17 protein-coding genes are annotated in these 22832 nt (G+C 67.7%); 11 read left to right on the forward strand and 6 right to left on the reverse strand.

Going from position 1 to position 22832, the window contains the following annotated elements; all coding sequences use genetic code 11:
• Nucleotides 1–174: 174 nt before the first annotated feature.
• The 3 genes from ACZYZ3_RS00170 (at nucleotide 175) to ACZYZ3_RS00180 (ending at nucleotide 2539) form a co-directional block, all read left to right on the forward strand.
• Nucleotides 175–1044, forward strand: coding sequence for a universal stress protein (locus ACZYZ3_RS00170; protein ID WP_463961859.1), 870 nt, complete (start codon nucleotides 175–177; stop codon nucleotides 1042–1044).
• Between the two features lie 103 nt (nucleotides 1045–1147).
• Nucleotides 1148–1831, forward strand: a complete 684-nt coding sequence (locus tag ACZYZ3_RS00175; RefSeq protein WP_463961860.1) for a hypothetical protein — start codon at nucleotides 1148–1150, stop codon at nucleotides 1829–1831.
• Between the two features lie 156 nt (nucleotides 1832–1987).
• Complete coding sequence (locus ACZYZ3_RS00180) at nucleotides 1988–2539, forward strand: dihydrofolate reductase family protein (protein WP_463961861.1); 552 nt, start codon at nucleotides 1988–1990, stop codon at nucleotides 2537–2539.
• A 33-nt stretch (nucleotides 2540–2572) separates the two neighbouring features.
• Here the strand turns inward: ACZYZ3_RS00180 and ACZYZ3_RS00185 are convergent, their stop codons facing one another.
• Complete coding sequence (locus ACZYZ3_RS00185; protein WP_463961862.1) at nucleotides 2573–3037, reverse strand: hotdog fold thioesterase; 465 nt, start codon at nucleotides 3035–3037, stop codon at nucleotides 2573–2575.
• Nucleotides 3038–3260: 223 nt separating this feature from the next.
• Between ACZYZ3_RS00185 and polA the strand changes: the two genes are divergently transcribed.
• The 3 genes from polA to rpsA all read left to right on the forward strand — a co-directional run bounded on the left by polA (nucleotide 3261) and on the right by rpsA (nucleotide 8948).
• On the forward strand, nucleotides 3261–5903 hold the full coding sequence (gene polA / locus ACZYZ3_RS00190; RefSeq protein ID WP_463962163.1) for a DNA polymerase I: 2643 nt from the start codon (nucleotides 3261–3263) through the stop codon (nucleotides 5901–5903).
• A 74-nt stretch (nucleotides 5904–5977) separates the two neighbouring features.
• Nucleotides 5978–7267 carry a GNAT family N-acetyltransferase gene (locus tag ACZYZ3_RS00195; protein WP_463961863.1) on the forward strand — a complete coding sequence of 430 codons (1290 nt, stop codon included), beginning with the start codon at nucleotides 5978–5980 and terminating at the stop codon, nucleotides 7265–7267.
• A 199-nt stretch (nucleotides 7268–7466) separates the two neighbouring features.
• Nucleotides 7467–8948: a 30S ribosomal protein S1 gene (gene rpsA / locus ACZYZ3_RS00200; protein WP_282379167.1), complete on the forward strand. Its 1482-nt coding sequence runs from the start codon at nucleotides 7467–7469 to the stop codon at nucleotides 8946–8948.
• 913 nt (nucleotides 8949–9861) lie between these two features.
• Here rpsA and ACZYZ3_RS00205 read toward each other — a convergent pair.
• Nucleotides 9862–10386, reverse strand: coding sequence for a GNAT family N-acetyltransferase (locus ACZYZ3_RS00205; RefSeq protein WP_463961864.1), 525 nt, complete (start codon nucleotides 10384–10386; stop codon nucleotides 9862–9864).
• The gene (locus ACZYZ3_RS00210; RefSeq protein WP_463961865.1) at nucleotides 10370–11071 is read right to left on the reverse strand and encodes an IMPACT family protein; all 702 of its coding nucleotides are present in this window, start codon (nucleotides 11069–11071) and stop codon (nucleotides 10370–10372) included. Before ACZYZ3_RS00210 ends, ACZYZ3_RS00205 begins: the two co-directional genes overlap by 17 nt.
• A 22-nt stretch (nucleotides 11072–11093) precedes the next feature.
• On the opposite strand from ACZYZ3_RS00210, the gene coaE reads away from it, so the two are divergent.
• The 4 genes from coaE to ACZYZ3_RS00230 all read left to right on the forward strand — a co-directional run bounded on the left by coaE (nucleotide 11094) and on the right by ACZYZ3_RS00230 (nucleotide 17130).
• Nucleotides 11094–12377, forward strand: a complete 1284-nt coding sequence (coaE, locus tag ACZYZ3_RS00215; protein ID WP_463961866.1) for a dephospho-CoA kinase — start codon at nucleotides 11094–11096, stop codon at nucleotides 12375–12377.
• A 40-nt stretch (nucleotides 12378–12417) separates the two neighbouring features.
• Nucleotides 12418–14499, forward strand: a complete 2082-nt coding sequence (gene uvrB, locus ACZYZ3_RS00220; RefSeq protein ID WP_463961867.1) for an excinuclease ABC subunit UvrB — start codon at nucleotides 12418–12420, stop codon at nucleotides 14497–14499.
• Nucleotides 14500–14677: 178 nt separating this feature from the next.
• The gene (locus ACZYZ3_RS00225; RefSeq protein ID WP_463961868.1) at nucleotides 14678–15706 is read left to right on the forward strand and encodes a TerC family protein; all 1029 of its coding nucleotides are present in this window, start codon (nucleotides 14678–14680) and stop codon (nucleotides 15704–15706) included.
• Between the two features lie 26 nt (nucleotides 15707–15732).
• Complete coding sequence (locus ACZYZ3_RS00230; RefSeq protein ID WP_463961869.1) at nucleotides 15733–17130, forward strand: MFS transporter; 1398 nt, start codon at nucleotides 15733–15735, stop codon at nucleotides 17128–17130.
• A gap of 105 nt (nucleotides 17131–17235) precedes the next feature.
• On the opposite strand, the gene ACZYZ3_RS00235 is transcribed toward ACZYZ3_RS00230, so the two are convergent.
• The 3 genes from ACZYZ3_RS00235 to ACZYZ3_RS00245 form a co-directional block, all read right to left on the reverse strand.
• Nucleotides 17236–18510 (reverse strand): alpha/beta fold hydrolase, encoded by a 1275-nt coding sequence (locus tag ACZYZ3_RS00235; protein WP_463962164.1) that lies wholly within the window; start codon nucleotides 18508–18510, stop codon nucleotides 17236–17238.
• Between the two features lie 124 nt (nucleotides 18511–18634).
• Nucleotides 18635–19135: a GNAT family N-acetyltransferase gene (locus tag ACZYZ3_RS00240; RefSeq protein WP_463961870.1), complete on the reverse strand. Its 501-nt coding sequence runs from the start codon at nucleotides 19133–19135 to the stop codon at nucleotides 18635–18637.
• Between the two features lie 72 nt (nucleotides 19136–19207).
• A complete protein-coding gene (locus ACZYZ3_RS00245) occupies nucleotides 19208–21754 on the reverse strand; it encodes a DEAD/DEAH box helicase (RefSeq protein ID WP_463961871.1) in 2547 nt (848 codons plus the stop codon).
• Nucleotides 21755–21935: 181 nt separating this feature from the next.
• Between ACZYZ3_RS00245 and ACZYZ3_RS00250 the strand changes: the two genes are divergently transcribed.
• Entirely contained in the window at nucleotides 21936–22715 is a 780-nt protein-coding gene (locus tag ACZYZ3_RS00250; RefSeq protein ID WP_463961872.1) for a trans-aconitate 2-methyltransferase, read from the forward strand.
• The last annotated feature ends 117 nt before the right edge of the window (nucleotides 22716–22832 follow it).

Below are 22832 nucleotides of genomic sequence, written 5' to 3' on the forward strand. Positions count from 1 at the left end.
TACGCACGGTGCCCATGGGGAGTGAGGGGCTTAAGGCCCTAACCGGGGGTCAGGGCCCGGCGCACACTGAGGTCAGGGCCCGGCGCACACTGAGGTGTCGGCGGACTCTTGGGCTGCCGCCCGGATCATGGCCTTGCAGAACTGACCGCGCCACGGAAAAGAGCAGGATTCAGAATGAATAAACCAATTGTCGTCGGTTTCAACGGATCAGCCGGCAGCGAGGCCGCGCTGGCGTGGGCCCTCCAAAGGGCGGGCAGCTACAAGCTTCCGGTCACCATCATCCATGCCGTGGACGACCGCTGGATGTCCCCGGATTTCCAGTACCACGAGCTGATCAGGCAATCGGGCATGGACCTGCTCCAGAAGGCGCAAGCCAGCGCCGCGGAGCAGGCGCCCGACGTGAAGGTCGACATCCAGTTGCGTCATGGCGGCGGCGGCTCGGTCCTGCGCGACGTGTCGAAGGAAGCATCCATAGTGGTCGTCGGCGAGCACGACAAGCACTGGATGGATGGCGGCCCGCTGACGGACCGTGCCCTGCAGATCGTCTCTGCCTCGGAAATCCCGGCGGCCGTGATCCCGCTGAAGCGCGGGTCCAGTGGCCACGGCGTCGTGGTTGGTGTGGACGGCTCGGAAGAATCCCTGCAGGCAGTGGACATCGCCGCGGCGGAAGCAGACCGCGGTGGTGACGAGTTGACCGTAGTCCTCGCCTTCCGCCGGCCCGCCCGTTGGATCGAGAGCCAGTTGCCGAAAAGCGGGCTCGCCGAGACCATCCTCGAGGAGGACCGGGTCGTCCTGGCCGAATCCGTGGCCGGGCTGGGCGACAAGTATCCGGACCTCGTCGTCCACCAGAAGCTCGAGCCCGATACCGAACCCGCCAAGGCCCTGGTCGAAGCGGCCAAGGACGCCCGGCTCCTGGTGATCGGCAGCCGCGGACGCGGCGGTTTCTCCCGGATGGTCCTCGGGTCCACAGCCCACGCGGTCCTTCTCAACCTGCCGTGTCCGACCATCGTCACCCGGTTGCACAAGGTCAAGCACGAGGACTGAGCGGCGGAACGGCCAGTCCTTCGCAGGACAGTCCCCTTGAGCGAGGGGGCTGTCCTGCTGCGCGACCCTTGAGCCTGTCGGGGACGGATGCGAGGATGATGCCGTGGAACCCATCTTGGATTTTGTCGGTCACTTCTGGTGGCTCATCTTTCCCCTGAGCGGACTGTTCGGCGGCTGGGCCCGCTCCTGGTCCAAAGCCAGCGAACGACGGCACCGGCGCAAGGTGGAACTCTATAAGCTCCGGAACCAGGCAGCCGAACTGGAACAGGCCAGCCGGACCCAGGTCCGGAAGCTCATGGACAGCCACGACGCCGTCAACGGCCGCTGGCTCGACTACGAGCTTGACGTGGGGAAACTCATCGACTTCCCGGTCATGACCGATGTGCGCGAACCCTTGACCGTGGCGTTCCTGCGGGCCAAGCGGGCGGCCGACAGCCTGCGGCCGGGAGCGCCGGAGGACATCACGACGGCGGCGCAGCTGGGGGAGTACCGCGAGGCCGTCCACGGTTTCGAGCTGGCCTTCGACGTCGCCGAGCGGGAAGCCCGGCGGATCAAGGACAGCAACTTCACCGGGCCGGAGCGGGACCGCCTCGCCACGGCCCGCAAACTGCTGCGGATCGCTTCGGACGCTGCCGCGACACCGGCGGAGCGGCAGACCGCGTACAAGCGTGCGCGGCGCGAACTGGACGGGCTGATTGTTCTGCCGGCCGCGACGCTAGCCGCGCTTGAGGAGAAGATCGCCGCAATGATCGGCGCGGGCAGAAAACCCGATGACCATCAGGGCTGACGGCGGCGGGCCCGGGTGCGCAGACCCGGGCTCTACCTGATCATTCCCAACTTCAGCAAGTAGCCCCGGGCTTCCGGGCCGCGCACCGGAGCGGCGCACGGCACCGCAGGGACCCGGAGGATGGGCAGCCCGGCCGGGATTGGCTAGGCTGGGGCCATGTCTGGATTCCAGTATTTCGTCGCGTCTTCGCTGGACGGGTTCATCGCCACTTCCGATGACCAGCTGGACTGGCTGCTCCAGTTCGACGGGTTCGCCGGCGGCAAGGACAGCTACGACGCGTTCATGGCCGACGTCGGCTGCATCGTTATGGGGGGCGACACCTACGCCTGGCTGAGGAAACATGAACCAGGCAACTGGCCGTATCCCGCCACGCCGTGCTGGGTGTTCACCCACCACGAGCTCTCCGCCCCCAAGGGGGCGGACGTGACCTTTGTCCGCGGCCCCGTGGCCGAATTCGTAGAGGACCTCAGGGCCGCAGCGGGGGGCCGGAACGTCTGGGTCGTCGGGGGAGGGGTCCTGGCGGCCCAGTTCGCGGACGCCGGGGCGCTCGACGAAATCATCATCTCGATCATTCCCGTGGTCCTTGGCAGCGGCAAGGCGGTGCTGCCCATGACGGGCCCGACGGCGCCGCTGGAGTTGCTGTCCTCGCACACCATGGGGCGGGGAATCGTCGAGTTGCGGTACCGGTTCGGGCCCGCCCCGGCGTAGCCCCCGCCCGGGCGGTGGCCACGCGGGCGGTGCCTATTCGGAAGTGTCGCGGATCAGGTTGGTGATCCGCGCCGTGGACAGCCGCCGGCCCTGCTCGTCCGTCATGACGATCTCGTGGGTGGTCAGGGTGCGGCCCAGATGGATCGCCGTGCACGTGCCGGTCACGGTCCCCGTGGTGATGGCCCGGTGATGGGTCGCCCCGACCTCAATCCCCAGTGCCTGCCGCTTCGGCCCGGCGTGCATTCCGGCAGCGAACGAACCCAAAGTCTCGGCCAGGACCACATGGGCGCCGCCGTGCAGGATCCCGGCCACCTGGGTGTTGCCTTCCACCGGCATGGTGGCGACCGTGCGCTCCGGACTCATCTCCAGGAATTGGATCCCCATCTTCACGACCAGGGCACCCACGCCGTATTGCCCCAGCCAGTCGTGCATTTCCTCGGGAATCCCGGCAGCCGCCAGTTCGGCCGCGAACGGGCCCGGCGTGAAATTGTCCTTCATGGGAACTAGGCTGGCACCTGTGAGCGAAACTACCAAACCGGCCCCTTCCCCTTTTTCTGCAGACACCGCAACAGACCCGGCTCCCGCCGCCGGCACCGCGTCCGTGCTCGTCGCCGAGCCTGCCAGGAAGACCCGCCGCACCGCCGCGGAGGTCTCCGCCACCGAGGCGCCGGTCGTGCCGATCACAGACCAGCCCCGCCTGTTGGTCCTCGACGGCCACTCCATGGCCTTCCGGGCCTTCTACGCCCTGCCGGCCGAAAACTTCGCCACGTCGACGGGCCAGCACACTAACGCGGTCCACGGGTTCACGTCGATGCTGATCAACCTGATCAAGGAACAGAAGCCCACGCACGTCGCCGTCGCCTTCGACGTCTCCGACGACACCACGTTCCGCAAAGCTGAATACGACGGCTACAAGGCCGGGCGGAACGAGACGCCACGCGAGTTCAGCGGACAGATCGACCTCATCGAAAAGGTCATGACCGCGTGGGGCATCAAAACCATCAAAATGCCCGGCTACGAGGCGGACGACATTCTCGCCACGCTGGCAGCCCAGGGCGACGCCGCAGGCTATGAGGTGCTCCTCGTCTCCGGGGACCGCGACACCTTCCAGCTCATCACGGACAACGTCTTCGTCCTCTATCCGAAGACGGGCGTGAGCAACATCCCGCGGATGGACGCCGAGGCCATCGAGACCAAATACTTCGTCACACCCCCGCAGTATTCGGATCTCGCCGCGCTCGTCGGTGAGTCGGCGGACAACCTTCCCGGCGTCCCCGGCGTCGGACCCAAGACCGCCGCGAAGTGGATCAACCAGTACGGCGGACTCGAGGGCATCCTGGAGAACCTGGACTCGATCGGCGGCAAGGTCGGCGGTGCGCTCCGTGAGCACATCGACTCCGTCAAGCGGAACCGCCGGCTGAACCGGCTCCTGACCGACCTGGAACTGCCCGTCTCGCTCAAGGAGCTGGAGGAGCCGCGCCCGGACAATGACGCGATCGAAGAGATCTTTGACCGGCTGGAGTTCAAGACGCTCCGTCCCAGGCTGTTCGCGCTCTACGCTGCCGACGCCGAGGATGCCGGGCAGGACAGCATTGAGGTCCCGGAATTCTCCACGCTCAGCGACGCGGCGGAGCTCAAGGCCTTCTTCGACGCCGGAAAGGGCCACCGTTCGGCCCTGGCCGTCGACTTCGTCCCCGGCCGCATCGTCGACGACGCCCCCGCCATCGCCGTACTCCGCGAGGACGCGGCGGCCTACATCGACCTCACGGCGCTGGACGCGGCGGCCGAGTCGGTGCTCGCCGGCTGGCTGCAGGACCCCGAGGCGGCCAAGGTCACGCACGGCTTCAAGTCCGCATTGAAGGCCTTCACCGCCCGCGGCCTCGGCCTGGACGGCGTTGTCGACGACACGTCGATTTCCGGCTACCTGATCCAGCCGGACCGCCGCAGCTACGAACTCGCCGAGCTCGCGCAGCACCACCTGAAGATGACGGTCTCCACGGAGGCCGCCAAGACCGGGCAGCTGGAACTCGCCCTCGGGGGAGAGGACGACGACGCCGCCGCCGGCGCGCTCGTCCAGCGGGCCGCCGTCGTGCACGCCCTGAGCCACCACTTCGAAACGGAACTGAAGGTCCGCAAGGCCCAGGAACTGCTCACGAGCCTGGAACTGCCGGTCAGCCGGGTCCTCGCCCAGATGGAACTCGAGGGCATCGGCGTGTCCATGGACCGGATGAACGAACAGCTCGCGGACCTGGCCAAGGTGATCGACAACGCCCAGGAGCTCGCGTTCGCCGCGATCGGGCACGAGGTCAACCTCGGTTCGCCCAAGCAGCTGCAGACCGTGTTGTTCGAGGAACTGGGGCTGCCCACGACCAAGAAGATCAAGTCCGGCTACACCACCGACGCCGCGTCGCTGAAAAACCTGCTGGAAAAAACCGGCCACGAGTTCCTGGTCCAGCTCATGGCGCACCGGGAATCCGCCAAGCTGCGGCAGATGATCGAATCGCTGAAGAAGTCCGTCGCCGAGGATGGCCGGATCCACACTAGCTATGCCCAGAACGTGGCCGCGACCGGGCGTATCTCCTCAAACAACCCGAACCTGCAGAACATCCCCATCCGCAGCGAGGAAGGCCGCCGGGTGCGCAGTATCTTCGTGGTGAGCGAGGGCTACGAGTGCCTCCTTTCCGCGGACTACTCGCAGATCGAAATGCGCATTATGGCCCACCTTTCCGGCGATCCCGGACTGATCCAGGCATACCAGGAGGGTGAGGACCTGCACCGTTACGTCGGCTCGCACATCTTCCATGTGCCCCCCGCTGAGGTCACCAGTGCGATGCGGTCCAAGGTCAAGGCGATGTCGTACGGCCTGGCCTACGGGCTGACGTCCTTCGGGCTGTCCAAGCAGCTGGAGATCTCCGTCGATGAGGCCAGGACCCTCATGAAGGAGTACTTCGAGCGTTTCGGTGCCGTCCGCGACTACCTCCGCGGCGTGGTGGAGCAGGCCCGGATCGACGGCTACACCGCCACCATCGAGGGCCGGCGCCGGTACCTGCCGGACCTGACCAGCACCGACCGCCAGCTCCGTGAAATCGCCGAACGGGTCGCGTTGAACTCGCCCATCCAGGGCTCAGCCGCGGACATCATCAAACGGGCCATGCTGGGCGTCTCCGGGGCCCTGGCCGGCCAGGGCCTGAAATCCCGGATGCTGTTGCAGGTCCATGATGAACTGGTCCTCGAAGTGGCCCATGGAGAGCGTGAGGCCGTGGAGAAGCTCGTGACCGAGCAGATGGGCTCGGCCGCCAGGCTGACCGTTCCGCTCGACGTCCAGATCGGTGTCGGATCCAGCTGGTACGAGGCCGGGCACTAGTCATCCAGCCAGCCCGGCGCCGGGGTCCCCTCCGGGGGTTGCCGGCACCGCAACATTTTCAGGGGGAGCAACACGTGGCAGAAAAATACGAAATCCGGAGGTTCCGCTCGGCCGAAAAGGGCGAACCGGACTACGCGCTGGGAGTCGCCTGGCTGCGCGGCGTCGGCGTCGGGTTCTACGACGAGCGGCACAAGGACGAGTTCGTCGACAAGGTCATGGCCATGTACCGGACGGACAACCGGGAGATGACCGGGGTCTACCAGGCCGGCACCGTCGCCGCGCACTCCCTGGCGGCCGATGTTCCGGTGGCAACCTTCGGCACCCTGCGCAAGCACCTGAACGTCGGCTACGGCCGGCAGCTTGAGGCGCAGCTGATCACCGCCGTGACCGTCCGCGGAACCCACCGCCGGCAGGGACTCCTGCGCCGGATGATGACCGAGGACCTCGCCGCGTCGCGGGCCGACGGCCTGGCGATGGCAGCCCTGACGGCATCGGAGGCCTCCATCTACGGCCGGTTCGGCTTCGGCGTCGCAACGTTTGAGCGCAGCATCAAGGTCAACACCGGACCGCGGTTCCGGCTGCGGCACACCCCGACTGGTTCAGTGGAGATCGCCGACCGGAAGGTCCTGCTGGAACTGGCACCGGTCGTGTTCGAACGCGTCCACCGGGCCACACCGGGCTCCCTCGTGCGGCAGGACGCCTACCGGCAGCGGAGCTCGGGCACGCTCGGCCAGGACGGCGCGGAGGACGAATCCATCAGGTGCGCCCTGCACTACGACGCCGACGGCGCCGTGGACGGCTATGTCGCCTACAAGTTCTCCGGGTGGGACACCAAGCCTCCCGCCATGGAAGTCATCGACCTCGTGGCGGCCACCGAGCCCGGCTACCTGGAGCTGTGGCAGTTCCTCGGCAGCCTTGACCTCATCGACCGGGTCACCTGGGCAGAGGCGCCCGTGGACGATCCGCTGGCGTGGGCCCTGGAGGACCCGCGCTGCATCGAGTCCAGCGAAAACGGCGACATGCTCTGGCTCCGGATTCTGGACACGGTCAAGGCCCTGGGCGCGCGGCGTTACTCCTCCGATGGCAGCCTGGTGCTGCGCGTCACCGACACCCTGGGATTCGCGGCCGGCGTGTTCACCCTGACCGTGAGTGCCGGGGAAGCAAGCGTCGCGGCGGCCCCGGACGGCGCCGGTCCGGAGCTGACCCTCGACGTCGCGGAACTCGGATCCATCTATCTTGGCGCCGTCTGCCCGGTGACCCTGGCCGCCGCCGGGCGGATCACCGAGCACGCGCCCGGGGCGGCGCTGACGGCGAGACTCATGTTCGCCGTCGAGCGCGCACCGCACTGCCTGACGCACTTCTAGGCGGATCCCGGCCGCCCCGTTGCGCTTTGACCGGCGTTCCCGTAAACGACTACACTAAACGGGCGTGTACTACGTGCGCGCATCTACAATCCATAAATCAGGATGACCCGGCGATATGCCGTGTTCTGTGCCCGTGTCGCCGACGCGGGCGCAGCGGTTTGCCTGACCGACTAACTATCCACAACGGAGCCCCTACTACATGACCATCACCTCCACCGAGAAGCCCGGTACACCCGTAGTCGCCATTAACGACATCGGTACCGCTGAGGACTTCCTCGCAGCAGTCGACGCCACCATCAAGTACTTCAACGACGGAGACCTCGTCGAAGGTACCGTCGTCAAGGTCGACCGCGACGAAGTCCTGCTCGACATCGGTTACAAGACCGAAGGTGTCATTCCCTCCCGCGAGCTGTCCATCAAGCACGACGTTGATCCCGGAGACGTCGTCTCCGTTGGCGATCTCGTCGAAGCCCTGGTGCTCACCAAGGAAGACAAAGAAGGCCGCCTGATCCTCTCCAAGAAGCGCGCTCAGTACGAGCGTGCCTGGGGCGACATCGAGAAGGTCAAGGAAGAAGACGGTGTCGTCACCGGTACCGTCATCGAGGTTGTCAAGGGTGGTCTTATCCTCGACATCGGTCTGCGCGGCTTCCTGCCCGCATCCCTCGTCGAGATGCGCCGTGTGCGCGACCTTGCTCCGTACATCGGTCAGAAGATCGAAGCCAAAATCATCGAGCTGGACAAGAACCGCAACAACGTTGTGCTGTCCCGCCGTGCCTGGCTCGAGCAGACCCAGTCCGAGGTCCGCTCCACGTTCCTCAACAAGCTGGAAAAGGGCCAGGTTCGTCCCGGCGTCGTTTCCTCCATCGTCAACTTCGGTGCCTTCGTGGACCTGGGCGGCGTAGACGGCCTGGTTCACGTTTCCGAGCTGTCCTGGAAGCACATCGACCACCCGTCCGAGGTTGTCGAAGTCGGCCAGGAAGTCACCGTCGAAGTTCTCGAGGTCGACCTGGACCGCGAGCGCGTTTCCCTGTCGCTCAAGGCTACGCAGGAAGATCCGTGGCAGACCTTCGCCCGCACCCACGCCCTCGGGCAGGTTGTGCCGGGTAAGGTCACCAAGCTGGTTCCGTTCGGCGCGTTCGTTCGCGTTGAAGACGGCATCGAAGGCCTGGTCCACATCTCCGAGCTCGCCGTGCGCCACGTTGAGCTGGCCGAGCAGGTTGTCTCCGTTGGTGACGAGCTGTTCGTCAAGGTCATCGACATCGACCTCGAACGCCGCCGCATCTCGCTGTCCCTCAAGCAGGCCAACGAGGGCGTCGACGCCGAGTCCACCGAATTCGATCCGGCTCTCTACGGCATGGCCGCTGAGTACGACGAAGAGGGCAACTACAAGTACCCGGAGGGCTTCGATCCGGAGTCCAACGAGTGGCTTGAAGGCTACGAGACGCAGCGCGCCGCCTGGGAGCAGCAGTACGCTGACGCCCAGACCCGCTGGGAAGCCCACAAGAAGCAGGTTGCCCAGCACGCTGCCGACGACGCTGCAGCTGCAACGTCCGGTGAGAGCGACTCCGGCACCACCAGCTACTCCTCCGAGCCGGCTGCAGCCGAGACCAACACCGGTGGCGGCACGCTCGCTTCCGACGAGGCTCTTGCAGCACTGCGCGAGAAGCTGACCGGCAACTAATTGCCTCTGCTCTTCAGGGAGTCCGCTCCCTGAGGCGTGGCAGTAGGTAGCTTGAAGCAGCACCGTGAAGGTGGCCGTCCCTGCGGGGGCGGCCACCTTTCGTTAAGGACATGCCCCGCGGGTGCTTGTCCGGGTGGGCATGCCCAGTGCTGCCCCCTTTCCGAGGTGGACATGCCCAGTGTTGCCCCCTTTCCGAGGTGGACATGCCCAGCCCTGACCGCGGCCCCTGGACATGTCGGCAATATGTCCAGCCACGGACCTGCGGGCAGGGCATGCTCCGGCATGCGTCTCCGGGGTGCCCAAGGGGCATGCCCACTCTTCCCTCCGCAGCGTGGACACAGTGGCATTATGTCCAGCCCCGGGTCCTCGCGCGAGGCATGCCCCGAGGTCCCAAACTGAGGCCGCCCGGCGTGTCGGATTCCGATGCCGCGGGGTCTCGACTGCAGTGCTCCACCGAGGTACACGCCGTGAACGCCATCGACGCCCTGTGGGCCGAACTCGCGGGCGGCGGCCTCGGGCCACTCAACCGACCGATGGACCGGCCCTGGGCGATACGAACGGCCAATGTCAGCCATCCAGCCGGCCACATCGGTGAAGTTGCAGCCCCGCCCGCGCAGCCAGCGGCAGGACATGTCCAATCGCGGGCCACCCGAATGGGCGCAATGGGCATATTTCCAGTGGCTGCGACCGCGGCGGGGCATGTCCAGTCGCGGGCCGCGGACCGGAGGCGGGCATGTCCAGTCACGGGACACGCGAATGGGCACAAGGGGCATATGTCCAGCTGCTGCGGCGAGAGCGGGGCATGTCCAGCGGAGCGCGTGTGGTCCGGCGGGGCATGTCCAGCGGAGCGCGTGTGATCTGGTGGGACATGTCCGCTGGGAGGGCAGGCCGTGGGGCATGTCCAGCCGGGCCCTCAGCGCAGCGGGATCCTGGCCTTGACCGGGACCGCTGCGGCGTCTGAGGCTTCGCCTTCCACGAACTCGGCCCCGGCTGAGCGCAGGAGGACCAGCGCCGCAGCATTGCCCGCCGTGGTGTCGGCCTCCAGGACGGCAGCCCCGGACGCGGCAGCCCGCCCAATCACCAGGCGCAGGGCCTCACGTGCGATGCCGTGGCCACGGAAGCTGCGGCCCAGCCAGATACCCGTTTCCAGCGAGTCCGCTCCGGTCCGCTGGAGCCGGATGGATCCTGCCAGCTTCCCGTCCGAGCTGATTGCCCAGCTCTTCTGCTTCGCCGGCCCGTCGAGCCCTGCGGCAGCGTGGTGGTACTCGCGGAACCAGCTAATCCGCTCCGAGTTCCAGCCGGAGGCCCTGCCCAGGGGAGGGGTCACCTCGTCCGGGTCTGCGTCCTGGATCGCGACGGTCAGGAGCTGCTCCAAAACCGGCTCGGTGACGTCGACGAGCCGGACAGCGGCAGGAGAGGGCTCAGCCGAGGGGGACATCGATCCACTCCGTTTCTCCAGGCAGCAATTCGGCGGTTCCGGCGGACAGGGCGGCGACACGTTCCCCCGCCCGGGCCAGACCCGCCGGATCATCCGGCAGGGCAAGCCTCAGGACAGTAGTCTGCACTTCATAACTGGTTTCGGCCATTACATAGCCCGCGGCGCGCAGCTCGTTCTCCAGCCGGCCGGCCGCCGTGTGCGGGACCGTCACCGCGCAGATCCGCAGCCGGCGGCGCTGGGCGAGCGGTGCCCGGTCGAGGGCAGCGGACACGGATTCGGAGTAGGCCCGGACAAGTCCGCCGGCGCCGAGCAGGATCCCGCCGAAATAGCGGACGACGACGGCGGTCACGTCGCTGAGGTCCGTCACACCCGGCGCGGTTTCGCGTTTAAGCAAGGCGTCGAGCATCGGGGTGCCCGCGGTGCCGGACGGCTCGCCGTCGTCGTTGGAGCGCTGCACGGCGCGGTCGGGACCCAGCACGAATGCGGAGCAGTGATGCCGTGCATCGTGGAATTCCTTGCGCAGCCCGGCGAGGACGGCGCGGGCGCCCTCCTCGTCTTCGGTGCGGTGCAGCACGGTGATGAACCGGGAGCGTTTCACTTCGATCTCGTGGCGGAACTCCCGCCCCGCCGCCAGCGTGGTGTAAACGGTGGCCCTGCTCTCCGGGAATTCCGCATCTTCAGCCACCGGATCAGTTTAGTCTGGAGGGGTGCTGAAAATCGGATTGACGGGCGGCATCGCCTCAGGGAAGTCAGTGGCCGCCGCACGCCTGCGCGAACTCGGGGCCGTGGTGATCGACGCCGATGCCCTGGCCCGTGAGGTCGTGGAACCCGGAACACCGGGACTCGCCCAGGTCGCCGATGCCTTCAGTAAGGCCATCCTGGCGCCCGACGGCGGCCTGGACAGGCCGAAGCTCGGCGCCCTCGTCTTCGGCAACCCGGAACGCCTCGCCGTACTTAACGCCATCATCCATCCCCTCGTCAGGGAGCGCGCCGCCGCGCTGGCCGCCGCCGCTCCGAAGGGCGCCGTCGTCGTCCAGGACATCCCGCTCCTCGTCGAGACCGGCCAGGGCGCCAACTTCCATCTGGTCGTGGTGGTGGACGCCCCGGACGACGTCCGGGTGCAGCGCATGGTGCAGCACCGGCACATGACCGCCGCGGACGCCCGGGCCCGGATGGCCGCCCAGGCCACCAGGGCCGACCGGCTGGCAGCAGCCGACGCCGTCCTGGACAACTCCGGCGCCAAGGAGGAGCTGCGGGACGCGGTGGACCGGCTCTGGAAATTCCGTCTGGCACCGTTTGCCGTGAACCTGGCCAGGCACCGCCTCGCACCGCGGACCGGGGGGCCGGTACTGGCGCCCGCCAACCCTGTCTGGCCCGCGCAGGCCGCCCGGCTCATCGCGCGTCTGCGGGCGGCCGCCGCCGGGGACATCCTCACCCTGGACCATGTCGGTTCCACGGCCGTCCCCGGACTCCCGGCGAAGGACATTCTGGACCTTCAGCTCGGCGTCGTGGACATGGCCGCCGCGGAGCGGCTCGCGCCGCTGCTGGCCGACGCCGGATTCCCCTCCTGGCCCGGCATCCTCACCGACAACCCCAAGCCCTCCCACCCGGACCCGTCGGACTGGCCGAAACGGGTGCACGGCAACGCGGACCCCGGCCGCGCGGTCAACCTGCACGTCCGCGCGGTGGGCTCCCCGGGCTGGCGCTTTGCGCTCTGCTTCCGGGACTGGCTGCGCGACGACGAAACCGCCCGGACCGACTACCTCGCCGAGAAGCGCCGGGTAGCCAGGCTGCACGGCGTGGACAAATCCACCGCGCGCTACGCCGCCGACAAGGAAGCCTGGTTCACCGGGCACGCGGCCCCTCGGATGCAGGCGTGGGTGCAGCGCACCGGCTGGTCCCCTCCGTCGTACACCGGCCCCGGCCCCGGGACGGAGACAGCGACAGCGACAGCGACAGAGACAGAGACGGATCGTACCGCCCAAAGCTGAATCAGGACCTCGTGTCGGGGGCCGGCGGTAGATTAGATACATGAGTCTTGCGCAGCAGATCAATCGTGTCGTGGCGCCCTTTGAGGTCATCAGCGAATTCCAGCCGGCCGGTGACCAGCCGGCGGCGATCGCTGAACTGACCGAGCGCATCAACAACGGCGAGAAGGACGTGGTGCTGCTCGGTGCCACCGGCACCGGCAAGAGCGCGACGACGGCGTGGCTGATCGAGCAGGTCCAGCGGCCCACCCTGGTGATGGTGCAGAACAAGACCCTCGCCGCGCAGCTCGTCAACGAATTCCGCGAGCTGCTTCCCAACAACGCCGTCGAGTACTTCGTGTCCTACTACGACTACTACCAGCCGGAAGCCTACGTGGCGCAGACGGACACCTTCATCGAAAAGGACTCCTCAGTCAATGAGGAAGTCGAACGGCTCCGGCACTCCGCCACCAACGCGCTGCTGACCCGCCGTGACGTGATCGTCGTGGCCACCGTGTCCTGCATCTACGGCCTGGGCACCCCGGAGGAGTACATCGCCGGCATGGTGACGCTCCGCAAGGGTGCCCAGATGAACCGGGACGACCTGCTCCGCAAGTTCGTCTCCATGCAATACGCCCGCAACGACATGGACTTCCACCGGGGCACGTTCCGGGTCCGCGGCGACACGGTGGAAATCATTCCGATGTACGAGGAGCTGGCGATCCGGGTCGAGTTCTTCGGCGACGAGATCGAGAACATCTATACGCTGCACCCGCTGACCGGGGAGATCATCCGGGATGAGACCGAGATGTACGTTTTCCCTGCCTCGCACTACGTGGCCGGTCCGGAACGCATGGGCCGGGCGATCAAGCGGATCGAAGACGAACTCGCCGAGCGGCTCCAGGTCCTGGAGAGCCAGAACAAGCTCGTGGAGGCGCAGCGGCTCCGGATGCGCACCACCTATGACCTGGAAATGATGCAGCAGATGGGGTTCTGCAACGGCATCGAGAATTACTCGAGTCACATCGATGGCCGCGCCCGCGGGACCGCGCCGCACTGCCTGATCGACTACTTCCCGGACGACTTCCTGCTGGTGATTGACGAGTCCCACGTCACCGTGCCGCAGATTGGCGCCATGTACGAGGGCGACATGTCCCGCAAGCGGAACCTCGTGGACCACGGTTTCCGGCTGCCCTCCGCGATGGACAACCGGCCGCTGAAGTGGGATGAGTTCCAGGACCGGGTGGGCCAGACGGTCTACCTCTCGGCGACGCCGGGCAAGTATGAACTCGGCAAGGCTGACGGCTACGTCCAGCAGATCATCCGGCCCACCGGACTGATCGACCCCGAGATCGTGGTCAAGCCGACCAAGGGCCAGATCGATGACCTGCTCGGTGAGATCAGGACCCGCACGGCAAAGAACGAGCGCGTCCTGGTCACCACCCTGACCAAACGGATGGCCGAGGACCTCACCGACTACCTGCTGGGCCACGGCGTGAAAGTGGAATACCTGCACTCGGACGTGGACACCCTGCGCCGGGTGGAACTGCTCCGCGAGCTCCGGATGGGCGTCTTCGATGTCCTGGTGGGCATCAACCTGCTCCGCGAAGGCCTGGACCTGCCCGAGGTGTCGCTCGTCAGCATCCTGGACGCGGACAAGGAAGGCTTCCTGCGCTCGTCCACCTCGCTGATCCAGACCATCGGCCGTGCCGCCCGCAACGTCTCCGGCCAGGTGCACATGTACGCGGACCGGATCACCGATTCCATGGCCCACGCCATCGACGAGACCAACCGCCGCCGCGCGATCCAGGTCGCGTACAACACCGAAAAGGGCATCGACCCGCAGCCGCTGCGGAAGAAGATCGCCGACATCACCGACCAGATCGCCAAAGAGGACGCCGACACCCGCGAACTCCTCGCCAACGCGGGCAAGGCCCGCGGGAAGGGCAAGGGCGCCTCGAGGATCCGCGCGGACGGCCTCGCGGCCGCACCGGCCGAGGACCTGGTGGGGTTGATTGAGCAGCTCACCGAACAGATGCACTCCGCCGCCGGGGAGCTCCAGTTCGAGCTTGCCGCACGGCTCCGCGACGAGGTGGGCGAGCTCAAGAAGGAACTGCGCCAGATGCAGTCCGCGGGGCATGCCTAGGGTAATGTTGCGCGGACGTAGGGGAGTATCCCAATCGCTACGATCGTCAGCACGCACGGCACAGATGCCGTGCCGGGCGTAGCGGGCAGCCAAGCAGAACCGGATTCGTTAGTACCGGACACTAAGGCCAGTCGGACAGACTTACACCGCACGGTCTCACCCTGCGAAAGGTACCTTCGTGCCCGAACTTCCCGTTTGGTTTGAGATCGGTTCCTTCGTCGTTCTCGGCATCATCCTTGCCATCGACCTGCTGCTGGTCCTCAAACGTCCGCACGAGCCTTCCATGAAGGAAGCCGGCCTGTGGGTGTCCTTCTACATTGCCTTGGCCCTGGTCTTCGCCGGTGCCATGTTTGCCTTCACCGGCCCGGAATACGGCGGGCAGTTCATCGCCGGCTGGATGACGGAATACAGCCTCAGCATCGACAACCTTTTTGTCTTCATCATCATCATGGCCCGCTTCTCGGTACCCCGTAAGTACCAGCAGGAAGTCCTGATGGTCGGCATCATCATCGCGCTGATCCTGCGCGGCATCTTCATCCTTCTCGGTGCCCTCGTGATCGAGCAGTTCAGCTGGGTCTTCTACATCTTCGGTGTCTTCCTGCTGTGGACCGCGTGGAAGCAGGCCCAGGACGACGGTGAGGACGAGGAGGACAAGGAAAACCCGCTCATCGCCCGGATCCGCAAGGTCCTGCCGATGTCGGAGAAGTTCGACGGCGGCAAGCTCCGCACGGTGGTCGACGGCAAGAAGGTCTTCACCCCGATGCTGATCGTCTTCGTCACGATCGGCCTGACGGACCTGCTCTTCGCGGTGGACTCCATCCCGGCCATCTTCGGGCTGACCCAGAGCGCGTTCATCGTTTTCACGGCCAATATTTTCGCCCTGATGGGCCTGCGGCAGCTGTACTTCCTCCTGGGTGGCCTGATGACCCGCCTGAACTACCTCAAGCACGCACTCTCGGTGATCCTCGCCTTCATCGGTGTGAAGCTGGTCCTGCACGCCATGCACGTCAACGAAGTGCCCTTCATCAACGGCGGCCAGCACATCGAGTGGGCCCCCGAGATCCCGACGTACATCTCGCTCGGCGTGATCGTCGGCACTATTATCGTCGCTGTGATCGCCAGCCTGGTCAGCTCCAAGGCCACGCAGTCGAAGCTCGATGCCCGGCTCGAAGAGGACTCCCGCAAGAGCCTGGTCGACGCCGAGTAGCCCTACGGTTCGGCTAGGCTCGGACCGTGAAAATTTTCGACACTCCAGCAGTCAACGGTACGGCGCTGGACCCGCAACGGGTCCAGCGCCGCACCGTTTGGGTGCTGAGCTGCGCCCAGCTCCTCAGCGGCGTCGGCAGCGGCGCCAGCCTGTCCGTCGGGTCGCTGCTGGCCGTCCAGCTCTCCGGCTCGAACGGCTGGGCGGGCTCGGTTACCACCACCATGACCCTCGGAGCCGCGGCGGCCGCCCTGCCCCTCGCCGGGCTGGCCGGACGGCGCGGCCGGCGGGCCTCCCTCGTGACGGGTCTGCTCGCCGCCATGGCCGGGGCCCTGCTGGTGATCGCCTCTACGGTGACGGGCAGCTTCCCGGTACTGCTGCTGGCCGCGGCCCTCCTGGGGCTCGGCACGGCCGCCAACCTGCAGGCCCGCTTCGCCGCCGTCGACCTCGCCGCGCCGGAACACCGCGGCCGGTCCCTGGCAATCGTGGTGTGGGCCGTGACCATCGGCGCCGTCGCTGGGCCCAACCTGATCCGTCCCGGCGCCCTCGTGGGGGCGGCCCTCGGGCTTCCGGCACTGGCCGGACCCTTTGTGTTCTCGACGGCGGGGCTCGCGCTGGCCGCGCTGCTGCTGCTCATCGGCCTGCGCCCGGATCCGCTGCTGCTCGCGGCCCGGCTTTGGGCAGACGGACGGCACGCCGGCGGCGGGACGGCGAGCACAGCGAGGGGCGCGGCCGGCGGCTCCGTCGGAGGCGCCGGCGGAACCCGGCCGCGGCACGGCATCCGTCACGGCATGCGCGCCATCCGGGCCTCGCCGCGGGCCGGACTGGCACTTCTCGCGACCATTGCCGCGCACGGCTGCATGGCCGCCGTGATGTCAATGACGCCCCTGCACCTGCAGCTGCTGACCGGGGGCCCCCTGGCTGACATGCCGGCCGGCCACGCCCACGCGGCCAGCACCGACGTGCTGGTCCTGATTGGGTTCACCATCTCGCTGCACATTGCCGGGATGTACGCGCTCTCGCCGGTGATGGGCTGGCTGACCGACAAGGCCGGGCGGCTTCCGGTCATCCTGCTGGGCCACGGCCTGATCCTGCTCTCCGTGCTCGTGGCAGGCTTCGGCCAGGCCGCGCCGGTGCTGGTGACGGTTGGCCTGGTGCTGCTGGGGCTCGGCTGGTCGGCGGCCACGATCGCCGGCTCCACGCTGCTCGCCGAGAGCGTCGGCGCCGACGACCGAGTCCTCGTCCAGGGCGTCTCGGACACCATGATGGGGGTCGCCGGCGCCGTGGGCGCAGGGTTCTCCGGGTTGGTGATGAGCGGCGTCGGCTACCAGGGCCTCAACATGGCGGCAGCCGCCGTCGCCGCGGTGGTGTTCGCCGTCGCCCTCCGCGCTGCCGGCCAGGACCGCGGCGGGCAGGCACCGGCCTAGGCGCCGGAGGCACCGCCGGGTTCCGTCACGGGTTCAGTCACGGGTTCAGGCCCGGGTTCAGTCCCGGGTCCAGTCACGGGTCCAGTCCTGGGTTCAGTCCCGGGTTCAGTCCCGGACGGACCGGGTCAGGCCAAGGAGCCGGGCGAAGATGCCCTCGCCGTCGTCCGAGATGCCGTCATGGTGGAAGTCAGCGGACTCCCAGACCTGCAGGCCCCGGACGGCCGCGGCCGTCTCGAGCGACAGTCCGCGGTCGACGTAGATGTCGTCGGTGTAGACGGCAGCGGCCACCGGGACGGTGTTGAGCGCGAGCCGCTCCGGGTCGTAGAGCCGGGGCCAATCGTCCTTTTCGGCGAGGCGCCGGGCAACGTCCTGCAGCGGCCGGAGTGCGGGATCCTGCTCGAAGTGCCAGGGATAAACCATTTCGCCGGTCAGCAGCGGCTCGGGGGCCCCGGGGGAGAACTCCGGGAAATCCTGCAGCACCCGCCAGGCGGCCCAGTCCGTTGACTCGCCCTGGCCGTAGATGGACTCGTGCATCAGCGCGTACAGGGGGTTGGCGGCCCGGGACACAAGCCCGCGGACCTGGTCAAGGAACGCGTCCGAGAGGCGATCCCCGCCGGGCGTGCCGACGAAGGCATCCTCCAGCAGGTGGTGCAGGGCATCCACCCGGGTGTTCCCGCCCAGGAAGGACCCCACCATCTGGAAGCGTTCCACGGTGAGCCGTTCGCCGTCGGGCAGGTATTCCGTCGTGTCGCGAAGGTGCCGGGCGATCCGGGTGACCGCGGCGCGGTCCTCGGGGTACAGGCCGAAGTATTCGGCGTTGCGGGCCGCCACCCGCCCGAAGGTGGCCCGGTAGACCCGGTCCGCGGGTCCGGCGAGGGGCGCGAGGCCGCCGGTGATGAGGACTTCCCGGAGGCCCCCGGGGGCGAAGGAGAGATAGCTAAGGGCACAGAAGCCTCCGTAGCTCTGCCCGTAGATCGTCCACGGACCGGAGCCCAGCGCCAGCCGGATGGCCTCGGCGTCGGCGACGATCGAGTCTGCCCGGAAGTGCGCGAGGTAGTCGGCCTGGTCGGCGTCGTTCCCGCGCAGCGGCAGGGTGTTGCGGTCGACGGCGGCGGACAGGCCGGTGCCGCGCTGGTCCAGCATCAGAATCCGGAAGTCCTTGGCGGCGGCCTTGCTCCACCCGCCCAGCGCCGGGAGGCGGTTGCCGCGGCCGCCCGGGCCGCCCTGCAGGTACAGCAGCCACGGGAGCTCGGCGGCTTCGGCCTCGCTGTGGTCCGTGGCGACGTACTCGCGGGCAAAGACCGTGATGGTCTCGCCCGCTGGCGCGCCGGAGCCGAAGTGGTCCAGGGGCACTTCGAAGTAGTGCTCCGCCGTGCGCATCCCGCGGTACTCGTGCCGCGCCTTGATGGTGTGCGCGACGGTCGGCGGCACCGCCTCCAGCAGGCCGGCGGCAGCGGTCCCCGGCCGGGGAAGGCCCGGCAGGGGAAGGGCAGCCCGGGGCAGGTCAGCCATGGGCGCGGACTTTGTGCGCGATCCCGAAGGCTTCCAGCGCGTCACCGGTCAACCGGAAAGTGGACCAATCCTCCATCGGGTTGGCCCCAAGCTTCTTGTAGAAATTGATGGAGGGCTCGTTCCAGTCCAGGACGCTCCACTCGACGCGGGCGTAGCCGCGGTCGACAGCGGTCGCGGCGAGATGCTGCAGGAGCGCCTTCCCGTGGCCTTCGCCCCGGGCCTCGGGGCGCACGTACAGGTCCTCGAGGTAGATGCCGTGGACGCCTTCCCAGGTGGAGTAGTTCAGGAACCAGAGGGCGAAGCCACGGACCTCGCCGGCCTCGTTCTCGGCCACCGCCGCGAACACCCGCGGGTTCCCACCGAACAGTACTTCGGCAAGCATCTCCGGGGTGTTCCGGACCGCGTCCGGCTCCTTCTCGTAGGTGGCCAGATCATGGATCATCTGCAGGATATCGGGGACATCGTTCGCCGTCGCCGGCCGGATTACACTCATCACCCGAGTTTACTAGCGCCGGACCGCTGCTGCCGATCCGGCCCGCTGGTGCCGATCAGGTTCGCGGACCCGCTAGAGCCGGTTCACGTCCGTGACCCGCACGACGGCGGTTCCGGTCTCGTCAGATGCCGCGAGGTCCACCTCCGCGGAGATGCCCCAGTCATGGTTCCCGGCCGGGTCCTCGAAGATCTGCCGGACCTTCCACCGGCCCGGCTCCTCGGTGATGATCAGCAGGCCCGGGCCGCGGGCGTCCGGGCCGGTGCCGATGTCGTCGTGTTCGTCGAAGTAGTCATCCAGCATGTCCTCCCACCGTTCTGCGTCCCAGCCGGTACCGGCGTCGAGTTCGCCGAGGGCGGTGGCGTCCTCGTCCGCGAAGAGCTCCACCCGGCGGAACATCTCATTGCGGACCATCACACGGAAGGCGCGGACGTTGGAGGTCAGCGACGGCGGCGGCGGCGGTGGCGCGTCGTGCGGCGTCGGCGCCTTGCCGGAGGTCAGCTCCTCCCACTCATCGAGCAGGCTGGAGTCGACCTGGCGGACCAGCTCGCCGAGCCATGCAATGAGGTCCTCGAGGTCTTCGCGGAGGGCGTCCTGCGGGACGGTCTGCCGCAGCGCCTTGAAACCGTCGGCAAGGTAGCGCAGCACAATGCCCTCGGAACGTGCCAGTCCGTAGAACTGGACGAACTCGCCGAAGTTCATCGCCCGTTCGTACATGTCCCGGACGATGGACTTGGGTGCGAGTTCGAAGTCGCCGATCCACGGGGCGGCCCGGCGGTACACATCGAACGCCTCGCCGAGGAGCTCAGCGAGCGGCTGCGGGTAGCTGACTTCCTCAAGCATGGCCATGCGTTGGTCGTAGTCGATGCCGTCGGCCTTCATTGCGCCGATCGCCTCGCCGCGCGCCTTCTTCAGCTGCGCGGACAGGATCTGCCGGGGCTTCTCCAGCGTGGACTCAATCACGGACACGACGTCGAGGGCGTACGACGGCGACTCCGGATCCAGCAGCTCCAGCGCCGCGAGGGCGAAGGGCGACAGCGGCTGATTCAAGGCGAAGTTGGCCTGCAAGTGGACCGTCAGGCGGACCGTGCGGCCGTCCGCGCCCTGCTCCTGCAGCGGGATCCGCTCCACGACCCCGGCGGCCAGGAGCTCCCGGTAGATGCCCAGTGCCTTCTTCATGAGCTGCAGCTGGGATGAACGCGGCTCATGGTTTTCGGTCAGCAGGCGGCGGGCGGCCTTGAACGGATCGCCCGGCCGCTCCATCAGGTTCATCAGCATTGCGTGGGTGACACTGAAACTGGACGTCAGCGGATCAGGGACCGACTCCACGAGGCGCTTGTAGGTCGGTTCGCCCCAGGACACGAAGCCCTCAGGCGGCTTTTTCTTGACCACCTGGCGGAGCTTTTTCTGGTCGTCGCCGAACTTCGCCGTGGCTTTGGCCATCGCCTTGACGTTCTCCGTGACATGTTCCGGGGCCTGCACGACGACGGTCCCGGCGGTGTCGTAGCCGGCCCGGCCTGCGCGGCCGGCGATCTGATGGAACTCCCGGGAATTCAGCAGCCGGGTGCGGACGCCGTCGTACTTGCTCAGCGCCGTGAGCAGCACGGTGCGGATGGGGACGTTGATGCCCACGCCGAGGGTGTCGGTACCGCAGATGACCTTCAGCAGCCCGGCCTGGGCGAGCTGCTCCACGAGCCGGCGGTATTTGGGCAGCATGCCGGCGTGGTGGACGCCGATGCCGTGCCGGACCAGCCGGTTGAGCGTCTTGCCGAAACCGGCTGCGAAGCGGAAACCGGCGATCAGTTCCGCGATTTTGTCCTTCTCCTCGCGGGTGCAGACGTTGACGCTCATCAGGTTCTGGGCCCGGTCGATCGCCTCCACCTGGCTGAAGTGCACCACGTAAACGGGGACCTGCTTCGTGGCGAGGAGTTCCTCGAGCGTCTCGTGCACGGGCGTCTGCTCGTAGTAGTAGTGCAGCGGGATCGGCCGCTCCGCCGAACTGACGGTCGTCGTCGGCCGGCCGGTCAGCTCGGTGATGCCGGCCTCGAAGCGGCCCATGTCCCCGAGCGTGGCGGACATCAGCAGGAACTGCGCCTGGGGGAGTTCCAGCAGCGGGACCTGCCAGGCCCAGCCGCGCTGCGGGTCGGAATAGAAGTGGAATTCATCCATGATGACGGCGCCGAGCTCGGCGGCGGCGCCTTCGCGGAGGGCGATGTTGGCCAGGATTTCCGCCGTGCAGCAGATGATCGGGGCGTCCTGGTTGACGCCGGAGTCGCCGGTGATCATGCCCACGTTCTCGGCGCCGAAGATCTCGCACAGGGCGAAGAACTTCTCCGAGACGAGGGCCTTGATCGGTGCGGTGTAGTAACTGCGCTGTCCGCGGGCCATGGCCTGGAAGTGCACCGCGATCGCGACGAGGGACTTCCCCGATCCGGTCGGGGTTGCCAGGATGACATTGGCGCCGGCGGCAAGCTCCATAACAGCCTCGTCCTGGGCGGTGTACAGGGCCAGCCCGCGGGTTTCCGTCCACTCGACAAAGCGGGTGTAAAGCTCGTCCGGGTCCAGGCCGGCCCGGCCGGGAACTCGGGCGGCCGGGGCGGGGAGCTGATCAACAAGTTTCATTGCTCACCAGCTTAGTGGCCGGAGCCGCGGCGCAGGGCTGTGTCCGGGACGCCGTGCCCGCCGGCGCGCCAGGGCCGGCGCGGCAGGGCCGGCGCGGCAGGGTCGCGCGCCTCCTGGGCTGCCATTCCGGCCGGGGTTAGGCTTCGGACGTCGCGTCGTTCGCCGGTGACTGGAGGAAGCAGTGAAATGGGATCCCGCCAAATACGTGCAGTTCGGGGACTACCGGGGCAGGCCGTACTCTGACCTGACTGCCCGGGTCCTTGCGGACGCGCCCCGTCAGGTCGTCGATCTCGGCTGCGGTCCCGGCAACCTGACGGCCACCCTCGCCGAGCGCTGGCCCCTGGCCCGGGTCACCGGACTGGACTCCTCCGCGGAAATGCTGGCCCAGGCCGCCGGCTATGCGGAGCGGCTGCCCAATCTGTCCTTCGGCGGGGCAGACATCGCCGGCTGGATGCCCGCCGCGGACACGGACGTCGTCGTCACCAACGCTGCGCTGCAGTGGGTTCCGGGCCACCGGGACATGCTGGCCCGCTGGCTCGCGGCGCTCCGGCCCGGCGCCTGGTTCGCGCTGCAGGTCCCCGGGAACTTCAATTCCCCCTCGCACACGCTGATGCGCGGGCTGGCTGAGTCCCCGGCGTGGGCGGGGCGGCTCGCCGGAGTGCTGCGCCACGATGACGTGGTGGGCGAGCCGGACGATTACCTGGCCATCATGCTCGACGCCGATTGCGACGCCGACGCATGGGAGACCACGTACTTCCAGCTCGTCCCCGGCCCGGACCCCGTCCTGGAGTGGGTCCGCGGCACCGGACTCCGGCCCGTGCTCGCGGCACTGTCCGGCGCGGACGCCCGTGTGTTTGAAGCCGAATACTCGACGTTGCTCGCGGAGGCCTACCCGGCCGGGCCGCATGGCACCGTGTTCCCCTTCCGTCGGATCTTCGCCGTGGCCCGGAAGCGGGCCTGATCCGCAGCCGGGACCGGCAGACCGGCCGGACAACATATGACAAGGGAGCACGGTGTGAGACTGCTTACAATGTCGAGGCAGCGTGGGGGCGGCTGCCTCGACCCATCCCGATCCGTG

It is taken from the genome of Pseudarthrobacter linnaei (assembly GCF_055412825.1).

Excerpts from the sequence above, each read along its gene's own strand:
- polA (WP_463962163.1), top strand. The coding sequence starts at position 3,261 with ATGGCCTTCCGGGCCTTCTACGCCCTGCCGGCCGAAAACTTCGCCACG.
- ACZYZ3_RS00240 (WP_463961870.1), bottom strand. The coding sequence starts at position 19,135 with ATGAGTGTAATCCGGCCGGCGACGGCGAACGATGTCCCCGATATCCTG.
- ACZYZ3_RS00180 (WP_463961861.1), top strand. The coding sequence starts at position 1,988 with ATGTCTGGATTCCAGTATTTCGTCGCGTCTTCGCTGGACGGGTTCATC.
- ACZYZ3_RS00235 (WP_463962164.1), bottom strand. The coding sequence starts at position 18,510 with ATGCGCACGGCGGAGCACTACTTCGAAGTGCCCCTGGACCACTTCGGC.
- ACZYZ3_RS00205 (WP_463961864.1), bottom strand. The coding sequence starts at position 10,386 with ATGTCCCCCTCGGCTGAGCCCTCTCCTGCCGCTGTCCGGCTCGTCGAC.
- ACZYZ3_RS00245 (WP_463961871.1), bottom strand. The coding sequence starts at position 21,754 with ATGAAACTTGTTGATCAGCTCCCCGCCCCGGCCGCCCGAGTTCCCGGC.
- rpsA (WP_282379167.1), top strand. The coding sequence starts at position 7,467 with ATGACCATCACCTCCACCGAGAAGCCCGGTACACCCGTAGTCGCCATT.
- uvrB (WP_463961867.1), top strand. The coding sequence starts at position 12,418 with ATGAGTCTTGCGCAGCAGATCAATCGTGTCGTGGCGCCCTTTGAGGTC.
- ACZYZ3_RS00170 (WP_463961859.1), top strand. The coding sequence starts at position 175 with ATGAATAAACCAATTGTCGTCGGTTTCAACGGATCAGCCGGCAGCGAG.
- ACZYZ3_RS00185 (WP_463961862.1), bottom strand. The coding sequence starts at position 3,037 with ATGAAGGACAATTTCACGCCGGGCCCGTTCGCGGCCGAACTGGCGGCT.